The sequence below is a fragment of the Vibrio sp. 14G-20 genome, from assembly GCF_026241515.1.
Taxonomy (GTDB): Bacteria; Pseudomonadota; Gammaproteobacteria; order Enterobacterales; family Vibrionaceae; genus Vibrio.
In genome coordinates, this window is the sequence record NZ_JAPHPW010000001.1 from 13,564 (window position 1) to 28,859 (window position 15,296).

Consider the following 15,296-nt stretch of genomic DNA (forward strand, 5'->3'; position numbering starts at 1 on the left):
CCTTAGTACGTACGTGCTTTTGGTGGGAACGCTTCACGATGAATAGGTTCCATGTTTACACCACGCTTAGTCATGCTCTCTGACTCTGGATTGTAAAGAGAGTGGCATAGCCATTGCTCATCATCACGGTCAGGGAAATCGAATCGAGCGTGTGCGCCACGGCTCTCTGTACGGAAGTTTGCAGCAACCGCTGTTGCGAATGCCGTTTCCATCAAGTTTTCAAGCTCTAGACACTCAATACGTTGTGTGTTGAACTCTGTAGACTTATCAGATAGGTGTGCATTCTTCAGACGCTCGCGAATCACTTTTAGTTCTTCTAAGCCTTCAGCCATTGCTTTGCCTTCACGGAATACCGAGAAGTTGTTCTGCATACATTGCTGAAGATCTTTACGAATTTGTGCTGGGTCTTCGCCGTCTGTACTGTTTTCCCAACGGTTGTAACGCTCTAGAGAACGCTCAATGTCAGCTTCAGTTGCTGGTTTAGCTTCCTCTTGCTTCTTCAGTGTCTCACCTAGGTGTAGACCTGTCGCACGACCAAATACCACCAAATCAAGCAGTGAGTTACCACCTAGACGGTTGGCACCATGTACTGATACTGATGCGATTTCACCACAAGCAAATAGACCCTGGATTTCAACATCGCTGCCGTCTTCGGTTTGCTTAATAGCTTGACCAGAAACTTGTGTTGGAACACCACCCATCATGTAGTGACATGTAGGGATTACTGGGATTGGCTCTTTCACTGGATCAACGTGAGCGAAGGTACGAGAAAGTTCACATACACCAGGAAGACGAGATTCAAGTGTCTCTTTACCTAGGTGATCAAGCTTCAGCTTGATGTGTGGACCCCAAGGGCCATCGCAGCCGCGACCTTCACGGATTTCAACCATCATTGAACGAGCAACAACATCACGACCCGCTAAGTCTTTAGCGTTTGGTGCGTAACGTTCCATGAAGCGTTCGCCGTCTTTATTGAGAAGATAACCACCTTCACCACGACAACCTTCCGTTACCAATACACCTGCGCCAGCGATACCCGTTGGGTGGAACTGCCACATTTCGATGTCTTGCATAGGAACGCCAGCACGAATTGCCATACCAACACCGTCACCAGTGTTGATGTGTGCGTTAGTTGTAGAAGCGTAGATACGACCAGCACCGCCAGTAGCAAGGATTGTTGCCTTCGCTTTGAAGTAGCAAACTTCGCCCGTTTCCATACAAAGCGCGGTTGTACCTAAGATTGCACCGTCTTCATTCTTAACAAGATCCAGTGCATACCACTCAGAGAAAACCGTCGTTTTGTGCTTAATGTTTTGTTGGTAAAGCGTGTGAAGCAGTGCGTGACCAGTACGGTCGGCTGCAGCTGCGGTACGAGCCGCTTGCTCACCACCAAAGTTTTTAGATTGACCACCAAACGGACGTTGGTAAATAGTGCCGTTCTCGAAACGAGAGAAAGGCAGGCCCATTTTTTCAAGTTCGATTACCGACTCAGGACCGTTTTTACACATGTATTCGATAGCGTCTTGGTCACCGATGTAATCAGAACCTTTAACGGTGTCGTACATGTGTTGTTCCCAATGGTCTTCGTGCGCGTTACCAAGAGCAACAGTGATGCCGCCTTGTGCCGAAACCGTATGAGAACGAGTAGGGAAAACTTTAGAAAGCAATGCACAAGATAGGCCTTGCTCAGAAATTTGCAGTGCGGCACGCATACCTGCACCACCAGCGCCGATAACTACGGCATCAAACTCACGAACAGGAATAGTCACTTACGCACCCCACATAATAAACAGACCAGAGAAAAAATATCCAAGAAGAACTGCAACAACACCGACTTGAAGACCAACACGCAATTTTGCGCATTTGATGTAGTCAGTTAGTACTTGCCATAGGCCGATCCACGCGTGAACCAAAACAGAAGTAAGCGCTAACATGGTGAAAACTTTAGTGAAGGTTCCACCAAAGAATTGCGTCCAAGATGCGTAAGAGATATCACCAGAGAAAGCACAGAAGCTAACTAAGTAGATAGTGTAAAGCGTCATAATGATGGCAGTTGCACGAATCAATAGATAATCGTGGACACCATTACGACCAAAAGTAGAAACGTTGTTTACCATACTAAGATCCCCGCTAGTAGAGACAATACCGCTGTTGCTGCGAATGCAACCTTAGCGCTCTTAGCGCCAGATTCCAGCTCTTCAAAGTGACCAAGGTCCATAAGAAGGTGACGAATACCACCAGCAATGTGGTAAGCCAAAGCGGTTAAAATGCCCCACAGGATAAACTTCACGAAGAAACCGTCGACAATGTCGCTAGCTTCGGCAAAGCCTACTGGGGATGAGAGGGAAGTGGATAGTAACCAAAGCAAAATTCCAATCGCGACAAAAGTTATCACCCCAGACACACGGTGTAGGATGGAAGCTATTGCTGTGATTGGAAAGTGGATGGTCTGTAAATCTAAATTAACAGGTCTTGTCTTTCTTTCTTTCACGGGCTTGCTCACTCAGCTCCATTGAGCATTATGGTCATTAAATAACCTTATGATATTGTTATGGACAAAATTTGATTGCAAACCTTCAAAATTTAACATTAACTTAACAAATAACTGAAGTTGAGCCTTAGATAATTGTAAAATAATTGTTAACAGCTCGATTAAGAAAGACACCTCACATTCCTTCTTAGCCTTGCATTTATAAGGTTTTAACCAAACTTTTCAGCGCCACTATACGGCTGGCAACATTCTAATACAATTGATGTAACAAATAATGCTACACAGACCAGATTTTTAACGAATTTAATGTAAAAAACACTAACAAGTGCACACAAAGCTTCAGAAAAATTGACTTTCCCACGTAAGACCAGTAAAAAAATGGCACATAAACATCCTGGACGGATTAAATAATAAACAAAGGAGATTGTTATGGCGGATAAGAAAGCTACCCTTCACATTGAAGGTCAAGCGCCAATCGAGCTGCCGATTACAGAAGGTGTACTTGGTACTCCAGTGATCGATGTTCGTACACTAGGTTCTAATGGTTTTTTCACTTTTGACCCTGGTTTTCTTGCCACTGCATCCTGTGAGTCTCAAATCACTTTTATTGACGGTGGAAAAGGTATTCTTTTACATCGTGGTTATCCAATTGACCAACTTGCCAATAACGCTGATTACTTAGAAGTATGTTATATACTTCTTTACGGTGAAGCCCCATCTCGAGCTGAGTACGAAAAGTTCAAGACTACCGTGACACGTCACACTATGGTGCATGAGCAAATCGCTAGTTTCTTCCACGGCTTCCGCCGTGACGCTCACCCTATGGCTGTAATGTGTGGTGTTGTAGGCGCTCTAGCGGCGTTTTACCACGACTCACTTGATGTCAACAACGATACACACCGTGAAATTGCGGCATACCGCCTGATTTCAAAAATGCCAACACTAGCTGCAATGTGTTACAAATATTCAATCGGTCAGCCGTTTATCTACCCACGTAACGACCTAGGCTACGCAGAAAACTTCTTACACATGATGTTTGCAAACCCATGTGAAGAGTATGAAGTGAACCCTATCGTCGCTCGTGCAATGGATAAGATTTTCACTCTACATGCTGACCACGAACAGAACGCTTCTACGTCTACAGTGCGTCTTGCTGGTTCATCTGGTGCTAACCCGTTTGCGTGTATCGCAGCAGGTATCGCATCACTTTGGGGCCCAGCTCACGGCGGTGCAAACGAAGCTTGTCTGCGCATGCTTGAAGAGATCGGTAGCGTAGATAACATTGAAGAATACGTTGCGAAAGCAAAAGACAAAGATGACCCATTCCGTTTGATGGGCTTCGGTCACCGTGTTTACAAGAACTACGATCCACGTGCAACAGTAATGCGCGAAGCGTGTCACGAAGTACTTAAAGAGCTAAACATCCAAGACCCACTACTAGACGTAGCTATGGAACTTGAGCGTATCGCTCTTTCTGATGAGTACTTTGTTTCTAAGAAGCTATATCCGAACGTAGATTTCTACTCAGGTATCATTCTGAAAGCAATCGGTATTCCAGTATCTATGTTTACTGTAATCTTCGCGATGTCTCGTACCATCGGTTGGATTGCGCACTGGAACGAAATGCACAGCGATCCAACGAACCGTATCGGTCGTCCTCGTCAGTTGTACACTGGTGAAGAACAGCGTGATTTCCAAGCTCTACACGAGCGCGAATAGTAAAGTTTAGACTTTTCTAATCGATTAAAACCAAAAAGGGTTGATGCATTAGCATCAACCCTTTTTTGTCTTCCAGTATTTCGTCTCACTTCAATGAAGGTACAAATATCCAGAGAGTTACTACCTCTAAATATGGCTACACTGGATTATCGATATCAATAAACTCAACATCCAAGCCATGCTCTTTTGCTAACCACTCACCTAGTGCTTTTACACCGTAGCGTTCAGTTGCGTGGTGGCCAGCAGCAAAATAATGAATGTCTTGCTCGCGTGCTGAGTAGGTTGTGCGCTCTGAAATTTCACCAGAGACAAACGCATCAATATCCTGAGAGGCTGCTAGCTCAATGTAATCTTGACCACCACCCGTACACCAACCAACGGTCGTAATCATTTTGTCTTGGTTTTCTGGAGCGATATGCAGTGGTTTACGATTTAGAACTTGATCGATTTTTGCTGCGAATTCAGCACCTGTCATTGGTGTTTTTAGTTTGCCAAACATAGCAACCGATTGTGGGTGTCCTTCCAAACCGCCTTCAACTTCTATCTCAAGTAACTCTGCCAATTTTGCGTTGTTGCCAAGTTCAGGGTGGATATCAAGCGGTAAGTGATAACCTAAAAGGTTGATGTCATTTTTAATCAGGGTACGAATACGCTTGCCCTTCATGCCACGAATTGCTTCTGACTCGCCTTTCCAGAAAAAGCCGTGATGGACTAACAAAGCGTCTGCGTTCAGTTCTACCGCTTTATCAATCAAGGCTTGAGAAGCTGTCACACCAGTAACGATCCGCTTTACTTCTGTTGCACCTTCAACTTGAAGACCATTAGGACAGTAATCTTTAATCTGCTGTGGCTGCAGTTTTTCGTTAAGTAGCTTTTCTAATTGTAAGTTATTCATTTTTCTTTCCAGCTTACCTTTATAATAACGTCGTTATATCAATTTACGGGTAGAATGTCGAAAGCCCCACGATGAGTTTATGAGGAACAGATGACAGCACTGCAACGTTTTTATCAATGGGTCATCGACTCACCGCCATTACTAGAAATCAAGCCACCGATTTCTGACCTCAGTGCATTCTCAAACCACCAAGATCTCAACGAATCACATACGTATAATGGTAACCCTAGATTAGGCTTTCTCTACCAACATCTATGTGAACAAATCATCATTGCTTCGGATAATTATTCAATCAAGCACGATGAAATTCAAATTAATGTTGAGGGTAGAACGCTAGGTGCTATCGACTTTATTCTCGAAGACGCGAACAACCAAAAGTTAGAACACTGGGAAGTAGCGATTAAGTTTTACCTACTTCACGAGCAGACATGGTTTGGCCCTAACTCTCATGATCAATTGGATAAGAAGCTCGATAGGATGCTCATCCACCAGCTTGGAATGTCATCTTCAGCCGCTTTTATTGAGCAGTACCCAGAGATCGATATCGACTCAAAACATCTCCTCATGCAGGGGCGTCTATACACCAACCCTTTCTTAGAGCAAAACGTACCGAACGAATGTTTGGGCTACGACATTAATTCAAGTCAAGTAAACGGGTTTTGGTGCTATCAAAACCAAGCTCATCTAATTACTGAAGCGCTCTACCCTCTCATCAAAGAGCAATGGGCGGCAGGGACGGATGATTTCAGCGGTAAACCCATCACCGAGTTTGGTGATCGATTTGTACATGGGCAAACCAAGTCTGGGCAATTTTGGTTTGTGATGCCACAAAGTTGGCCACACGGTTAGTCGTCCGATCTAACTCACATACCTTTCCCTCTTATACGAAACCAACACAAATAAAAAGGGTTGATGCTTTCACATCAACCCTTCTTCTATTTACGTAGCAACTCTAGTAATCGAGATTCGATTATAGGCCAGCCGCTGCAAATACTTGGTTCACAATCTCTTGAGCTTCTGCTTCGATTGCTTTCAGGTGCTCTTCACCCTTAAAGCTTTCACAGTAGATCTTGTAGATGTCTTCAGTACCTGATGGGCGAGCAGCAAACCAACCGTTCTCAGTTGTCACTTTAAGTCCACCAATCGCAGCGCCATTACCTGGAGCATGCGTTAAGCGAGCAGTAATCGCATCGCCAGCAAGTGTTTCAGCCGAAACCATCTCTGGAGACAGTTTCTTCAGCACGTCTTTTTGTGCGCCATTTGCTACCGCTTGAATACGGTTGTACTTAGATTCGCCGTGTTTAGCAGCAAGCTCTTCGTAGTATTCTTGTGGGTTCTTACCCGTTACCGCTGTGATCTCAGCCGCAAGTAGGCAAAGAATTAGGCCATCTTTATCTGTTGACCAAGGCGTTCCGTCTTTACGTAAGAAAGATGCACCCGCACTCTCTTCGCCACCGAAACCAAACTGACCGTTGTATAAGCCATCAACGAACCATTTGAAACCAACTGGCACTTCACAAAGTTCACGACCTAGGTCAGCAACAACACGGTCAATCAATGCACTTGATACCAGTGTTTTACCAACAGCAACGTCTTTACCCCAACCTTCACGGTTACGGTATAGGTAATCAATACAAACCGCTAAGAAGTGGTTTGGATTCATCAAACCTTTAGGTGTCACGATACCGTGGCGATCGTAATCTGGATCGTTACCAAACGCTAGAGCGTACTCGTCTTTAAGGGCCAGTAAGCCTGCCATTGCGTATGGAGAAGAACAGTCCATACGAACTACGCCATCTTTATCTAGAGACATGAATTGGAATGAAGGGTCAACCGCTTCACTTACCAGAGTAAGATCTAGATTGTACGCTTTACCAATTTGACGCCAGTAATCAATACCGCTGCCACCCAGTGGATCAACACCAATCTTGATGTTTGCTTTCTGGATCGCTTCCATATCCACAACGTTAACCAAGTCAGCAACGTATGGCGCCACTAGGTCAACTTCTTTTACTAGCTCAGACTGTTTAGCTTGTGCGATAGGCGTACGCTTAACACCTTGCATTTGCTCAGCAATGATGACGTTCGCACGATCTTCAATAGCTTGAGTTAGCTCAGCTTCAGCAGGGCCACCGTGTGTCGGATTGTATTTAATACCGCCGTCTTGAGGTGGGTTATGTGAAGGTGTGATAACAATGCCGTCGGCTTTTTTATCATTTACTAGGTTGTGCGTAAGGATCGCGTGCGAGATGCCTGGTGTTGGAGTAAAGCCATTTTTTTCTTGAATAATAACTTCAACACCGTTCGCTACAAGCACTTCGATAACAGTAGAAAACGCAGGCTCAGAAAGAGCGTGAGTATCTTTACCTAAGAAAAGTGGGCCAGTTGTACCCTGCTCAGCACGAACCTCAGCAACCGCTTGAGCAATCGCTAGAATATGGTTTTCGTTAAATGTTGATTTGTCTGCTGTACCACGGTGACCCGAAGTACCGAATAGAACTTTATGGTCTGGGTTACTAGCATCCGGTTGCTGTAAGAAATAGTTAGTCACTAAAGCCGGAATATTATGAAGATCTTCCTGCTGAGCTTTTTGCCCGGCACGAGGGTGCATAGCCATTTTTCGACATCCTTATATATAAAAATTTAAAAACAAAAAAACCTCATAATATCTTCTTATCCATGGATATTATGAGGTTTAAATCAGATTTCTTTAAATTGAACCTGTTACTTTTTCTATCAATTCTGCTTGGAAATTCATGCGGCTCATAAGCTGCTCAACCATCTGTCTTTTGCGGCTAGTATTATTATTAGTAATAACCCAAAAAGGACTGTGTGGGATCGCTTTGGGCTTGGTTGTATTCCCGTTTGCTAACAACGTCTCTTCATTATCTGCAAAGTAAACACGCTTACGGCCTTTTACTTGAGTTGCTTCTGAAAAGCTTAAAGGGTCGATTTTATGCAGTGTTGATAACACAAGCATGAAACGATCAATGGCTTTCTTTAGTGATGCAAACTCATCTGATATTAGTAGTGAGCGCATTTCTTTAACGCCATCGAACTTCTCTGGAGTAAAGCCTACCTCTTTGCTAACAACGATACCTTTTGGCTCAACGATCTCTTCGATCGGAACCATGCCTTGGCTATCAACCTGTAACAAGCGGCGCAGAATATCTGAAGCGCTTTCGCCAATACGTTCTGTCTGACCCGCAATAAAACGGTATAGGTCCTCATCAACCTCAATTGTTTTCATTCGCTTTTCACAATCTCAATGTTTAAACTCTGGGGGATTATAGCGAGATCCGCGCGGATACTCTACGTCAAACCCACCATGAATAAGATAAAAATGTCAGTACAGCTCAACTATAAAATTGAAGGTAAGGGTCACACCATTGTTTTGATCCATGGATTATTCGGTAATCTGGACAACCTTGGCTTGCTCGCTAGGGATCTAAAAGCCGATCATCAAGTGCTTAGTATCGATCTACGTAACCACGGCCAATCTTTCCATAGTGACACTCACAACTATCAAGCGATGGCACAAGATGTGGTTCAACTGCTGAATGATCTTGAACTAGAAGATGTGACTGTGATTGGTCACTCTATGGGTGGCAAAGTCGCGATGGCGCTAACCCAACATCTCGAACTGCGTAAATTGGTTGTACTGGACATGGCACCGGTTGCGTACACTCAGAGCCGTCACGATAACGTATTCGCCGGCCTGCAAGCCGTGATCGAAGAACAACCAACCTCGCGCTCAGAGGCACTCAAGGTTCTCGCAAAACATATCGAGATTGATGGCGTTCGCCAGTTCTTGACCAAATCTTTATTTAAAACAGAGCAAGATATCATGGAGTGGCGATTTAACGTCGCATCCCTGCTCGCAAATTACGAGCACATCATTGGCTGGGAACCGATCGACAAAACCTCGGTCAAAACCTTGCTAATAAAAGGTGGAGATTCTGACTACCTCACGGCTGAACACCAAACCGCGGTTCAGCAGCAATTTTCTAACGCAAAGGCACACGTCATTGCGAATACGGGTCACTGGCTACACGCAGAAAAGCCAGCTGAAGTACTCAGAGCAATTCGAAAATTCATCGCTTAAGCGCGCTTTTTCATGCAGATAAATGAGAGCTGAGTAATCACTGCACATTAACTTTATCTCGCAACAGTGATATAGTGCGCCCAAGCAAAATTGGTATATAAGGTTCCCATGCTTTACGACTACATGAACATCATTGAATCTGTTGGTTTAGATCTCCTATTTGCCGCGATTTTCTTTTTAATCGGTATGGCAATTAAGGATGTTCTCAAGCAGGGAAATGTTCCTCCATTTGGTCGTCGCATCGTATGGTTAGTACTTTTCCTTGGCTGTGCGGGCTTTATTGCCAAAGGGATTATCCAACTAAGCTGGGAAGGAACTGGGATCTAACGATTCTCTTCCGAACTTTATTACACCGACAACAGACAAAATGAAAGGTAATGATTCTATGGCAAGTGTAGGTCTCTTCTTTGGTAGCGATACAGGTAACACTGAAGCTGTTGCTAAGATGATTCAAAAGCAATTGAGCAAACAGCTCGTTCACGTTCAAGACATTGCAAAAAGCAGCAAAGAAGATATCGATAACTTCGATTTACTGTTGCTTGGTATCCCTACGTGGTACTACGGCGAAGCACAATGTGATTGGGATGACTTTTTCCCAGAGCTAGAAGCTATTGATTTCTCAACTAAGCTTGTTGCTATCTTTGGTTGTGGCGACCAAGAAGATTACGCAGAATACTTCTGTGATGCTATGGGTACTATCCGTGACATCGTTGAAGCAAAAGGCGGTACTATCCTAGGTCACACGTCAACTGAAGGCTACGAATTCGAAGCATCGAAAGGTTTAGTTGAAGGCGATGACAGCCAATTCGTTGGTCTATGTATCGATGAAGACCGTCAACCTGAGCTAACAGATGAGCGCGTATCTAACTGGGTTAAACAAATCCACGAAGAGATGTGCCTAGCTGAGCTAGAAGACTAATTCTCTGATGGTGGTTAATTGTTACAATTAATAACCATTATGTAGATATGAAAAAACCTCCTAATGGGAGGTTTTTTGTTATTTAAAGTTTACTAATTAGCACTCAGCTTTTAATGCTTCTTCATCGTCTCTAAATTGCGGCTTCTTTCTTACATAGAGGGTACGTTGAATTTCTGAAACTACATTCCCCTGCTTATCTTTCACGTGGATAATAAATTCCGGGAAACACTTTTCACCGAGCTGAGTCTGACGATAGATATCGTCAAGTTGCCCTTGGCTTATCTCAAAATCTGCAAACAGATCCGATTGCCCTGGCTTGATGAAGTTAATACTCGCTTCTTTATCCCAAACATAATATCTCTCCCCTAAAATTCCCATTAACATCAATGAGTAAACGGGATCGGTAAGAGAAAAGATACTGCCGCCGTATTGAGTACGATTGGCGTTCTTGTTCCACCAGCGTAGCTTTAATACTGTCTTAACAATTCTAAAATCAGGGCTTATATGAGCAATACGAATACCCGCCCCCCAGAAAGGTGGCCAAATATTGAGTGCGAACTTTACAATGTTCGGTTTGTAGATTTTTGCGAGTTGCTTATTCATAACAACATTCCATGTTCATATCAGAAACACCGTCACCTTGACTGGTCTTACCTCCACTATAAGTGAGATGCTTCTATTTTACAAAACAGATTGTGATGTCAGTGAGTAACCCTTTGAAGTTCGTGGTTTATTGTTATGCCTGACTAAACTATAATGGTATTAATATTGAATTCTGTTAATCGCGGCAGATCATCAACAGGAAAGTATATGTCAGACAATAATCAAGCGCTAAAAGATGCTGGTCTTAAAGTGACCCTTCCACGGCTCAAAATTTTAGAAGTATTACAACAGCCAGACTGCCAACATATTAGTGCTGAAGATTTATATAAGAAGCTGATCGACCTAGGTGAAGAAATCGGTCTTGCAACCGTTTATCGAGTACTTAACCAATTCGATGACGCTGGCATTGTAACTCGCCACCACTTCGAAGGCGGCAAGTCTGTATTTGAACTTTCTACACAGCACCACCACGACCACCTTGTGTGTCTAGACTGTGGCGAAGTGATCGAATTCTCTGATGACATCATCGAAGAAAGACAGAAAGAAATCGCAGAGCGTTACAACGTGAAGCTGACCAACCACAGTTTGTACTTGTACGGAAAAAGTATTACCGGAGATTGCAAAGGCAATCCAGACGCACACAAAGCGAAGAAGTAATGCAGAACGCTGGCTTAGACCGGCGTTTTTATGTAGGGTGGAATCCAACTCGACTGCTATTATTATTCAAGCACAAAAAAACCGGCTCTAAGCCGGTTTTTTATTGGGTCGCTTTTAACAAACTAAGTACTCAAGCATTAAGCTTCAGTTTTACCCCAAGTGTCACGTAGACCAACCGTGCGGTTGAAGACTAGTGCGTCTGCTTTAGAGTCTTTCGAATCCACACAGAAGTAACCTGTACGTTCAAACTGGTACGCTTGCTCTGCCACACCTTCTGCTAGGCTAGGTTCAACAAAACCGTTTAGCGTAACAAGTGATTCAGGGTTTAGCGTTGCAGCGAAGTCATCAGCAGCGGCTGGATTTGCCACTGTGAATAGACGATCGTACAAACGAATCTCAGCAGGCAGCGCTTTATCAGCAGATACCCAGTGGATCACGCCTTTCACTTTGCGGCCATCTGCAGGGTTCTTACCCAATGTTTCATTGTCGTAAGAACAGAAGATAGTCGTAATGTTGCCTTCTGCATCTTTTTCGATACGTTCAGCTTTGATCACGTAAGCGCCACGTAGACGAACTTCTTTACCTAAAACCAAACGCTTGTACTTTTTGTTTGCTTCTTCACGGAAGTCATCACGCTCAATCCAAACTTCACGGGTAAATGGTACTTCACGAGTGCCCATTTCTGGCTTGTTTGGGTGGTTTGCAACCGTTAGCGTTTCTACTGCATCTGCTTCGTAATTTTCGATAACGATCTTAACTGGGTCAAGAACAGCCATTGCACGAGGTGCATTTTCGTTCAGATCATCACGGATGCAAGATTCAAGTGAACCGAACTCAATCATGTTCTCTTGCTTAGTCACGCCAATACGTTTACAGAATTCACGAATCGAGCTTGAAGTAAAACCACGACGACGTAGGCCTGAAATAGTAGGCATACGTGGGTCATCCCAACCTTGAACTAGGTTTTCAACCACAAGTTGGTTCAGCTTACGCTTAGACATCACTGTGTATTCAAGATTCAGGCGGCTAAACTCGTACTGACGAGGCTGGCAATCAATCGTGATGTTATCTAGAACCCAATCGTACAAACGACGGTTATCTTGGAATTCAAGCGTACAGATAGAGTGCGTAATACCTTCCAGCGCATCAGAGATACAGTGAGTAAAGTCGTACATTGGGTAAATGCACCACTTGTCAGCAGTTTGATGGTGGTGAGCAAAACGAACACGGTAGATAACAGGATCGCGCATTACCATGAATGAAGAGCTCATGTCGATCTTAGCACGTAGACACGCTTTACCTTCTTCAAAGCCACCGTCACGCATTTTTTCAAACAACGCTAGGTTCTCTTCTGGGCTACGGTCACGGTATGGGCTCGCTTTACCTGGCTCTTTTAGTGTGCCACGGTACTCACGGATTTGATCAGGACTTAGCTCGTCAACATACGCTAAGCCTTTATTAATTAATTCCACAGCATAAGCGTAAAGCGTATCGAAGTAGTTTGATGAGTAACAAATATCACCAGACCATTCGAAGCCTAACCAGCTTACATCATTCTTAATTGACTCAACGTATTCAACGTCTTCTTTTTCAGGGTTTGTATCATCGAAACGAAGATTACATTGTCCCTGGTAGTCCTGAGCAATACCAAAGTTCAAGCAAATAGATTTAGCGTGACCAATGTGCAGGTAGCCATTTGGCTCCGGCGGGAAACGAGTATGCACGCTACTGTGTGTACCATCCGCTAAATCTTTATCAATAATTTGGCGAATGAAATTCGATGGACGAGCCTCAGCTTCACTCATCTATAGCACCTCTATGTATTTAGTATTGTCAGAGAAAGTTATCTTTCGTCCCCAAGAAAACGGTCGCTTATAGCGCCAGTCAAAGATAGAAAGATCATTGTTGCTAATCATCCACAATTCTTAGCCTTTGCACAATAAGAACCGTCCGTTAATTGCGATTATTTCTGCTATTCGATGAAGAATAGAACGAACCGTGTTCGCTCATCTTAAACTGCAGGCACAAAAAAGCCTCCCATGTGGGAGGCTTTCAATTTGACACTTACTTAAGAGTAACTTTACATCTTAATTAAGTACTTCCCTTACTATGGAAGTTTTACATCAGATAGGTCTTCACCTGCACCGATAGCTTTCATTTCGCCAGCTACGATTTCAGCTAGTGGGCCTAGGATAACCTGTAGGTTATTTTCACCTAGTTTAACCACACCTTTAGCACCTAGTTTCTTAAGAACAACTTCATCTGCAACAGAGCGGTCTTTAAGAGTTAGACGTAGACGAGTGATACAAGCGTCGATTGAAGTTAGGTTGTCGTGACCACCTAGAGCTTTCAGGTATTGACGTGCAAGGTCGCCCTTTGGTGCGTCGCCGGCAGGAGCAGCAACAGCTTCGTCATCATCTTCACGACCTGGCGATTTCAAGTTGAAAGCGCGGATTGCGAAAGAGAAAGTGAAGAAGTATAGAGCACCGAAGCCAAGACCGATTAGTAGTAGTACGAATGGTTTAGTTGCTAGACCCCAGTTCAATACGAAGTCGATAAGACCAGCAGAGAAACCGAAACCGTGCAGAGTACCAAACATGTTAGCAACTACTAGAGACAGACCTGTAAATACAGCGTGCATTGCGTATAGAGCAGGAGCTAGGAATACGAACATGAATTCTAGCGGCTCTGTGATGCCTGTTAGGAATGAACAGAATGCAACTGAGAATAGTGCGCCACCAACTTGGCTACGTTTTTCAGCAGGAGCAGCTAGGTACATTGCAAGTGCAGCACCTGGTAGACCGAACATCATTACTGGGAAGAAACCGTTCATGAATACGCCAGCGCCTTTATCGCCGCCGAAGAAACGGTGTAGGTCGCCAGATTTAACAGTTTCAGTCACTTCTTTAACTACAGTAGTGATTTCTGGAGTTACAGAGTTCGCGAATGTGAATGTGTGCTCTTGGCCAACAACTAGAGTTTTAGCAAGTGCTGGGTCAACACAAAGTTGAGTGATGTTAGCGAATGCGCCTTGACCAGCAACGATGATTTCTTGACATGTACCCATACCGAACCAGAAGTATGAGTTCAATACGTGGTGTAGACCTACAGGGATAAGTGCACGGTTAAGAGTACCGTAAACGAATTGGCCGATAGCGCCAGACGTTGATACTGCATGAGCAAGTGCGTCTAGACCAGATTGAACACCAGGCCAAACCACACCAGACACAGCACCTGCAACAAGTGCAAATAGACCGGCCATGATAGGTACTAAACGTTTACCCGCGAAGAAAGCCAGCCACTCAGGAAGGCGTGTTGCATGGAAAGCGTTGTAAGAGTGACCTGCGATGATACCTGCGAAGATACCGCCGAAGAATGACATGTTAACGTCTGCGTTAATTGTCGTTGCTGTAGCAGTTAGTACGAAGTAAGCAACTGCACCAGCAAGACCCGCTGCGCCGTTACCGTCTTTAGAAAGACCAATCGCGATACCTAGACCAAAGAGCAATGGTAGGTTACCGAAGATAGCACCACCAGCTTGCGCCATGAATGGAATATCAAGTAGATCGCCTTGACCTAAACGTAAAAGAAGCGCCGCAATCGGAAGCGTTGCGATTGGTAGCATTAACGCCTTACCAAGCTTCTGTGCATATCCTAGAATATTCACCAGTTGTTTCCCCCTATAGGATTTTTTAGAATTCGTTTGAGAAACTTATTTTAGTCGCTCAATTTAGTCCTGTTCAGTGTATTCAATTAATTTTGCTCCGCAAATTAAAACCTTACCATTTGTGATCCTAATCACCAGTTTTTACCAAATCCAAAGGTTTTTGCTAGCGAGATCATAAAACTTATTTTATCATTCAAAAAAATGGACATTTATAGATAAAATCCAAATCTAATCATTAGG

At 43.9% G+C, this 15,296-nt stretch carries 15 protein-coding genes; 6 read left to right on the forward strand and 9 right to left on the reverse strand.

Going from position 1 to position 15,296, the window contains the following annotated elements; genetic code table 11:
• Window positions 1-2: 2 nt before the first annotated feature.
• Genes sdhA through sdhC form a run of 3 tightly spaced genes read right to left on the reverse strand, consistent with a single transcriptional unit; the run spans window position 3 to window position 2,503 of the window.
• Window positions 3-1,769, reverse strand: coding sequence for a succinate dehydrogenase flavoprotein subunit (sdhA, locus tag OQJ75_RS00050; RefSeq protein WP_010436771.1), 1,767 nt, complete (start codon window positions 1,767-1,769; stop codon window positions 3-5).
• A complete protein-coding gene (gene sdhD / locus OQJ75_RS00055) occupies window positions 1,770-2,117 on the reverse strand; it encodes a succinate dehydrogenase, hydrophobic membrane anchor protein (protein WP_265970437.1) in 348 nt (115 codons plus the stop codon).
• Window positions 2,111-2,503 (reverse strand): succinate dehydrogenase cytochrome b556 subunit, encoded by a 393-nt coding sequence (gene sdhC / locus OQJ75_RS00060; RefSeq protein WP_248372363.1) that lies wholly within the window; start codon window positions 2,501-2,503, stop codon window positions 2,111-2,113. Before sdhC ends, sdhD begins: the two co-directional genes overlap by 7 nt.
• Before the next feature lie 417 nt (window positions 2,504-2,920).
• Between sdhC and OQJ75_RS00065 the strand changes: the two genes are divergently transcribed.
• Window positions 2,921-4,210 (forward strand): citrate synthase, encoded by a 1,290-nt coding sequence (locus OQJ75_RS00065; RefSeq protein ID WP_248372365.1) that lies wholly within the window; start codon window positions 2,921-2,923, stop codon window positions 4,208-4,210.
• A gap of 136 nt (window positions 4,211-4,346) precedes the next feature.
• On the opposite strand, the gene OQJ75_RS00070 is transcribed toward OQJ75_RS00065, so the two are convergent.
• Window positions 4,347-5,105, reverse strand: a complete 759-nt coding sequence (locus tag OQJ75_RS00070) for a Nif3-like dinuclear metal center hexameric protein (protein ID WP_265970438.1) — start codon at window positions 5,103-5,105, stop codon at window positions 4,347-4,349.
• A gap of 90 nt (window positions 5,106-5,195) precedes the next feature.
• Here OQJ75_RS00070 and OQJ75_RS00075 point away from each other — a divergent pair, with 90 nt between their 5' ends.
• A complete protein-coding gene (locus tag OQJ75_RS00075; RefSeq protein WP_265970439.1) occupies window positions 5,196-5,954 on the forward strand; it encodes a DUF1853 family protein in 759 nt (252 codons plus the stop codon).
• 121 nt (window positions 5,955-6,075) lie between these two features.
• Here the strand turns inward: OQJ75_RS00075 and pgm are convergent, their stop codons facing one another.
• Window positions 6,076-7,722 carry a phosphoglucomutase (alpha-D-glucose-1,6-bisphosphate-dependent) gene (gene pgm / locus OQJ75_RS00080; RefSeq protein WP_265970440.1) on the reverse strand — a complete coding sequence of 549 codons (1,647 nt, stop codon included), beginning with the start codon at window positions 7,720-7,722 and terminating at the stop codon, window positions 6,076-6,078.
• A 93-nt stretch (window positions 7,723-7,815) separates the two neighbouring features.
• Window positions 7,816-8,355, reverse strand: a complete 540-nt coding sequence (gene seqA, locus OQJ75_RS00085) for a replication initiation negative regulator SeqA (protein WP_248372373.1) — start codon at window positions 8,353-8,355, stop codon at window positions 7,816-7,818.
• A 93-nt stretch (window positions 8,356-8,448) separates the two neighbouring features.
• Between seqA and OQJ75_RS00090 the strand changes: the two genes are divergently transcribed.
• The 3 genes from OQJ75_RS00090 to fldA all read left to right on the forward strand — a co-directional run bounded on the left by OQJ75_RS00090 (window position 8,449) and on the right by fldA (window position 10,129).
• Window positions 8,449-9,210, forward strand: a complete 762-nt coding sequence (locus tag OQJ75_RS00090; RefSeq protein ID WP_265970441.1) for an alpha/beta fold hydrolase — start codon at window positions 8,449-8,451, stop codon at window positions 9,208-9,210.
• 108 nt (window positions 9,211-9,318) lie between these two features.
• Window positions 9,319-9,537: a DUF2788 domain-containing protein gene (locus OQJ75_RS00095; RefSeq protein ID WP_004737900.1), complete on the forward strand. Its 219-nt coding sequence runs from the start codon at window positions 9,319-9,321 to the stop codon at window positions 9,535-9,537.
• Between the two features lie 58 nt (window positions 9,538-9,595).
• On the forward strand, window positions 9,596-10,129 hold the full coding sequence (fldA, locus tag OQJ75_RS00100; protein WP_010436745.1) for a flavodoxin FldA: 534 nt from the start codon (window positions 9,596-9,598) through the stop codon (window positions 10,127-10,129).
• 96 nt (window positions 10,130-10,225) lie between these two features.
• Here fldA and OQJ75_RS00105 read toward each other — a convergent pair whose 3' ends face one another.
• On the reverse strand, window positions 10,226-10,732 hold the full coding sequence (locus OQJ75_RS00105) for a DUF4442 domain-containing protein (protein WP_265970442.1): 507 nt from the start codon (window positions 10,730-10,732) through the stop codon (window positions 10,226-10,228).
• 207 nt (window positions 10,733-10,939) lie between these two features.
• On the opposite strand from OQJ75_RS00105, the gene fcrX reads away from it, so the two are divergent.
• Window positions 10,940-11,389, forward strand: coding sequence for a ferric iron uptake transcriptional regulator (gene fcrX / locus OQJ75_RS00110; RefSeq protein WP_248372377.1), 450 nt, complete (start codon window positions 10,940-10,942; stop codon window positions 11,387-11,389).
• Window positions 11,390-11,526: 137 nt separating this feature from the next.
• Here the strand turns inward: fcrX and glnS are convergent, their stop codons facing one another.
• Both glnS and nagE read right to left on the reverse strand, forming a co-directional pair.
• Window positions 11,527-13,194: a glutamine--tRNA ligase gene (glnS, locus tag OQJ75_RS00115; RefSeq protein WP_102478244.1), complete on the reverse strand. Its 1,668-nt coding sequence runs from the start codon at window positions 13,192-13,194 to the stop codon at window positions 11,527-11,529.
• 302 nt (window positions 13,195-13,496) lie between these two features.
• Window positions 13,497-15,056: an N-acetylglucosamine-specific PTS transporter subunit IIBC gene (gene nagE / locus OQJ75_RS00120; RefSeq protein ID WP_048612171.1), complete on the reverse strand. Its 1,560-nt coding sequence runs from the start codon at window positions 15,054-15,056 to the stop codon at window positions 13,497-13,499.
• Window positions 15,057-15,296 lie beyond the last annotated feature (240 nt).

Coding starts and splice junctions, on each gene's coding strand:
- OQJ75_RS00070 (WP_265970438.1), bottom strand. CDS start 5,105: ATGAATAACTTACAATTAGAAAAGCTACTTAACGAAAAACTGCAGCCA.
- OQJ75_RS00105 (WP_265970442.1), bottom strand. CDS start 10,732: ATGAATAAGCAACTCGCAAAAATCTACAAACCGAACATTGTAAAGTTC.
- OQJ75_RS00095 (WP_004737900.1), top strand. CDS start 9,319: ATGCTTTACGACTACATGAACATCATTGAATCTGTTGGTTTAGATCTC.
- OQJ75_RS00065 (WP_248372365.1), top strand. CDS start 2,921: ATGGCGGATAAGAAAGCTACCCTTCACATTGAAGGTCAAGCGCCAATC.
- sdhD (WP_265970437.1), bottom strand. CDS start 2,117: ATGGTAAACAACGTTTCTACTTTTGGTCGTAATGGTGTCCACGATTAT.
- fldA (WP_010436745.1), top strand. CDS start 9,596: ATGGCAAGTGTAGGTCTCTTCTTTGGTAGCGATACAGGTAACACTGAA.
- seqA (WP_248372373.1), bottom strand. CDS start 8,355: ATGAAAACAATTGAGGTTGATGAGGACCTATACCGTTTTATTGCGGGT.
- OQJ75_RS00075 (WP_265970439.1), top strand. CDS start 5,196: ATGACAGCACTGCAACGTTTTTATCAATGGGTCATCGACTCACCGCCA.
- fcrX (WP_248372377.1), top strand. CDS start 10,940: ATGTCAGACAATAATCAAGCGCTAAAAGATGCTGGTCTTAAAGTGACC.
- OQJ75_RS00090 (WP_265970441.1), top strand. CDS start 8,449: ATGTCAGTACAGCTCAACTATAAAATTGAAGGTAAGGGTCACACCATT.
- pgm (WP_265970440.1), bottom strand. CDS start 7,722: ATGGCTATGCACCCTCGTGCCGGGCAAAAAGCTCAGCAGGAAGATCTT.
- glnS (WP_102478244.1), bottom strand. CDS start 13,194: ATGAGTGAAGCTGAGGCTCGTCCATCGAATTTCATTCGCCAAATTATT.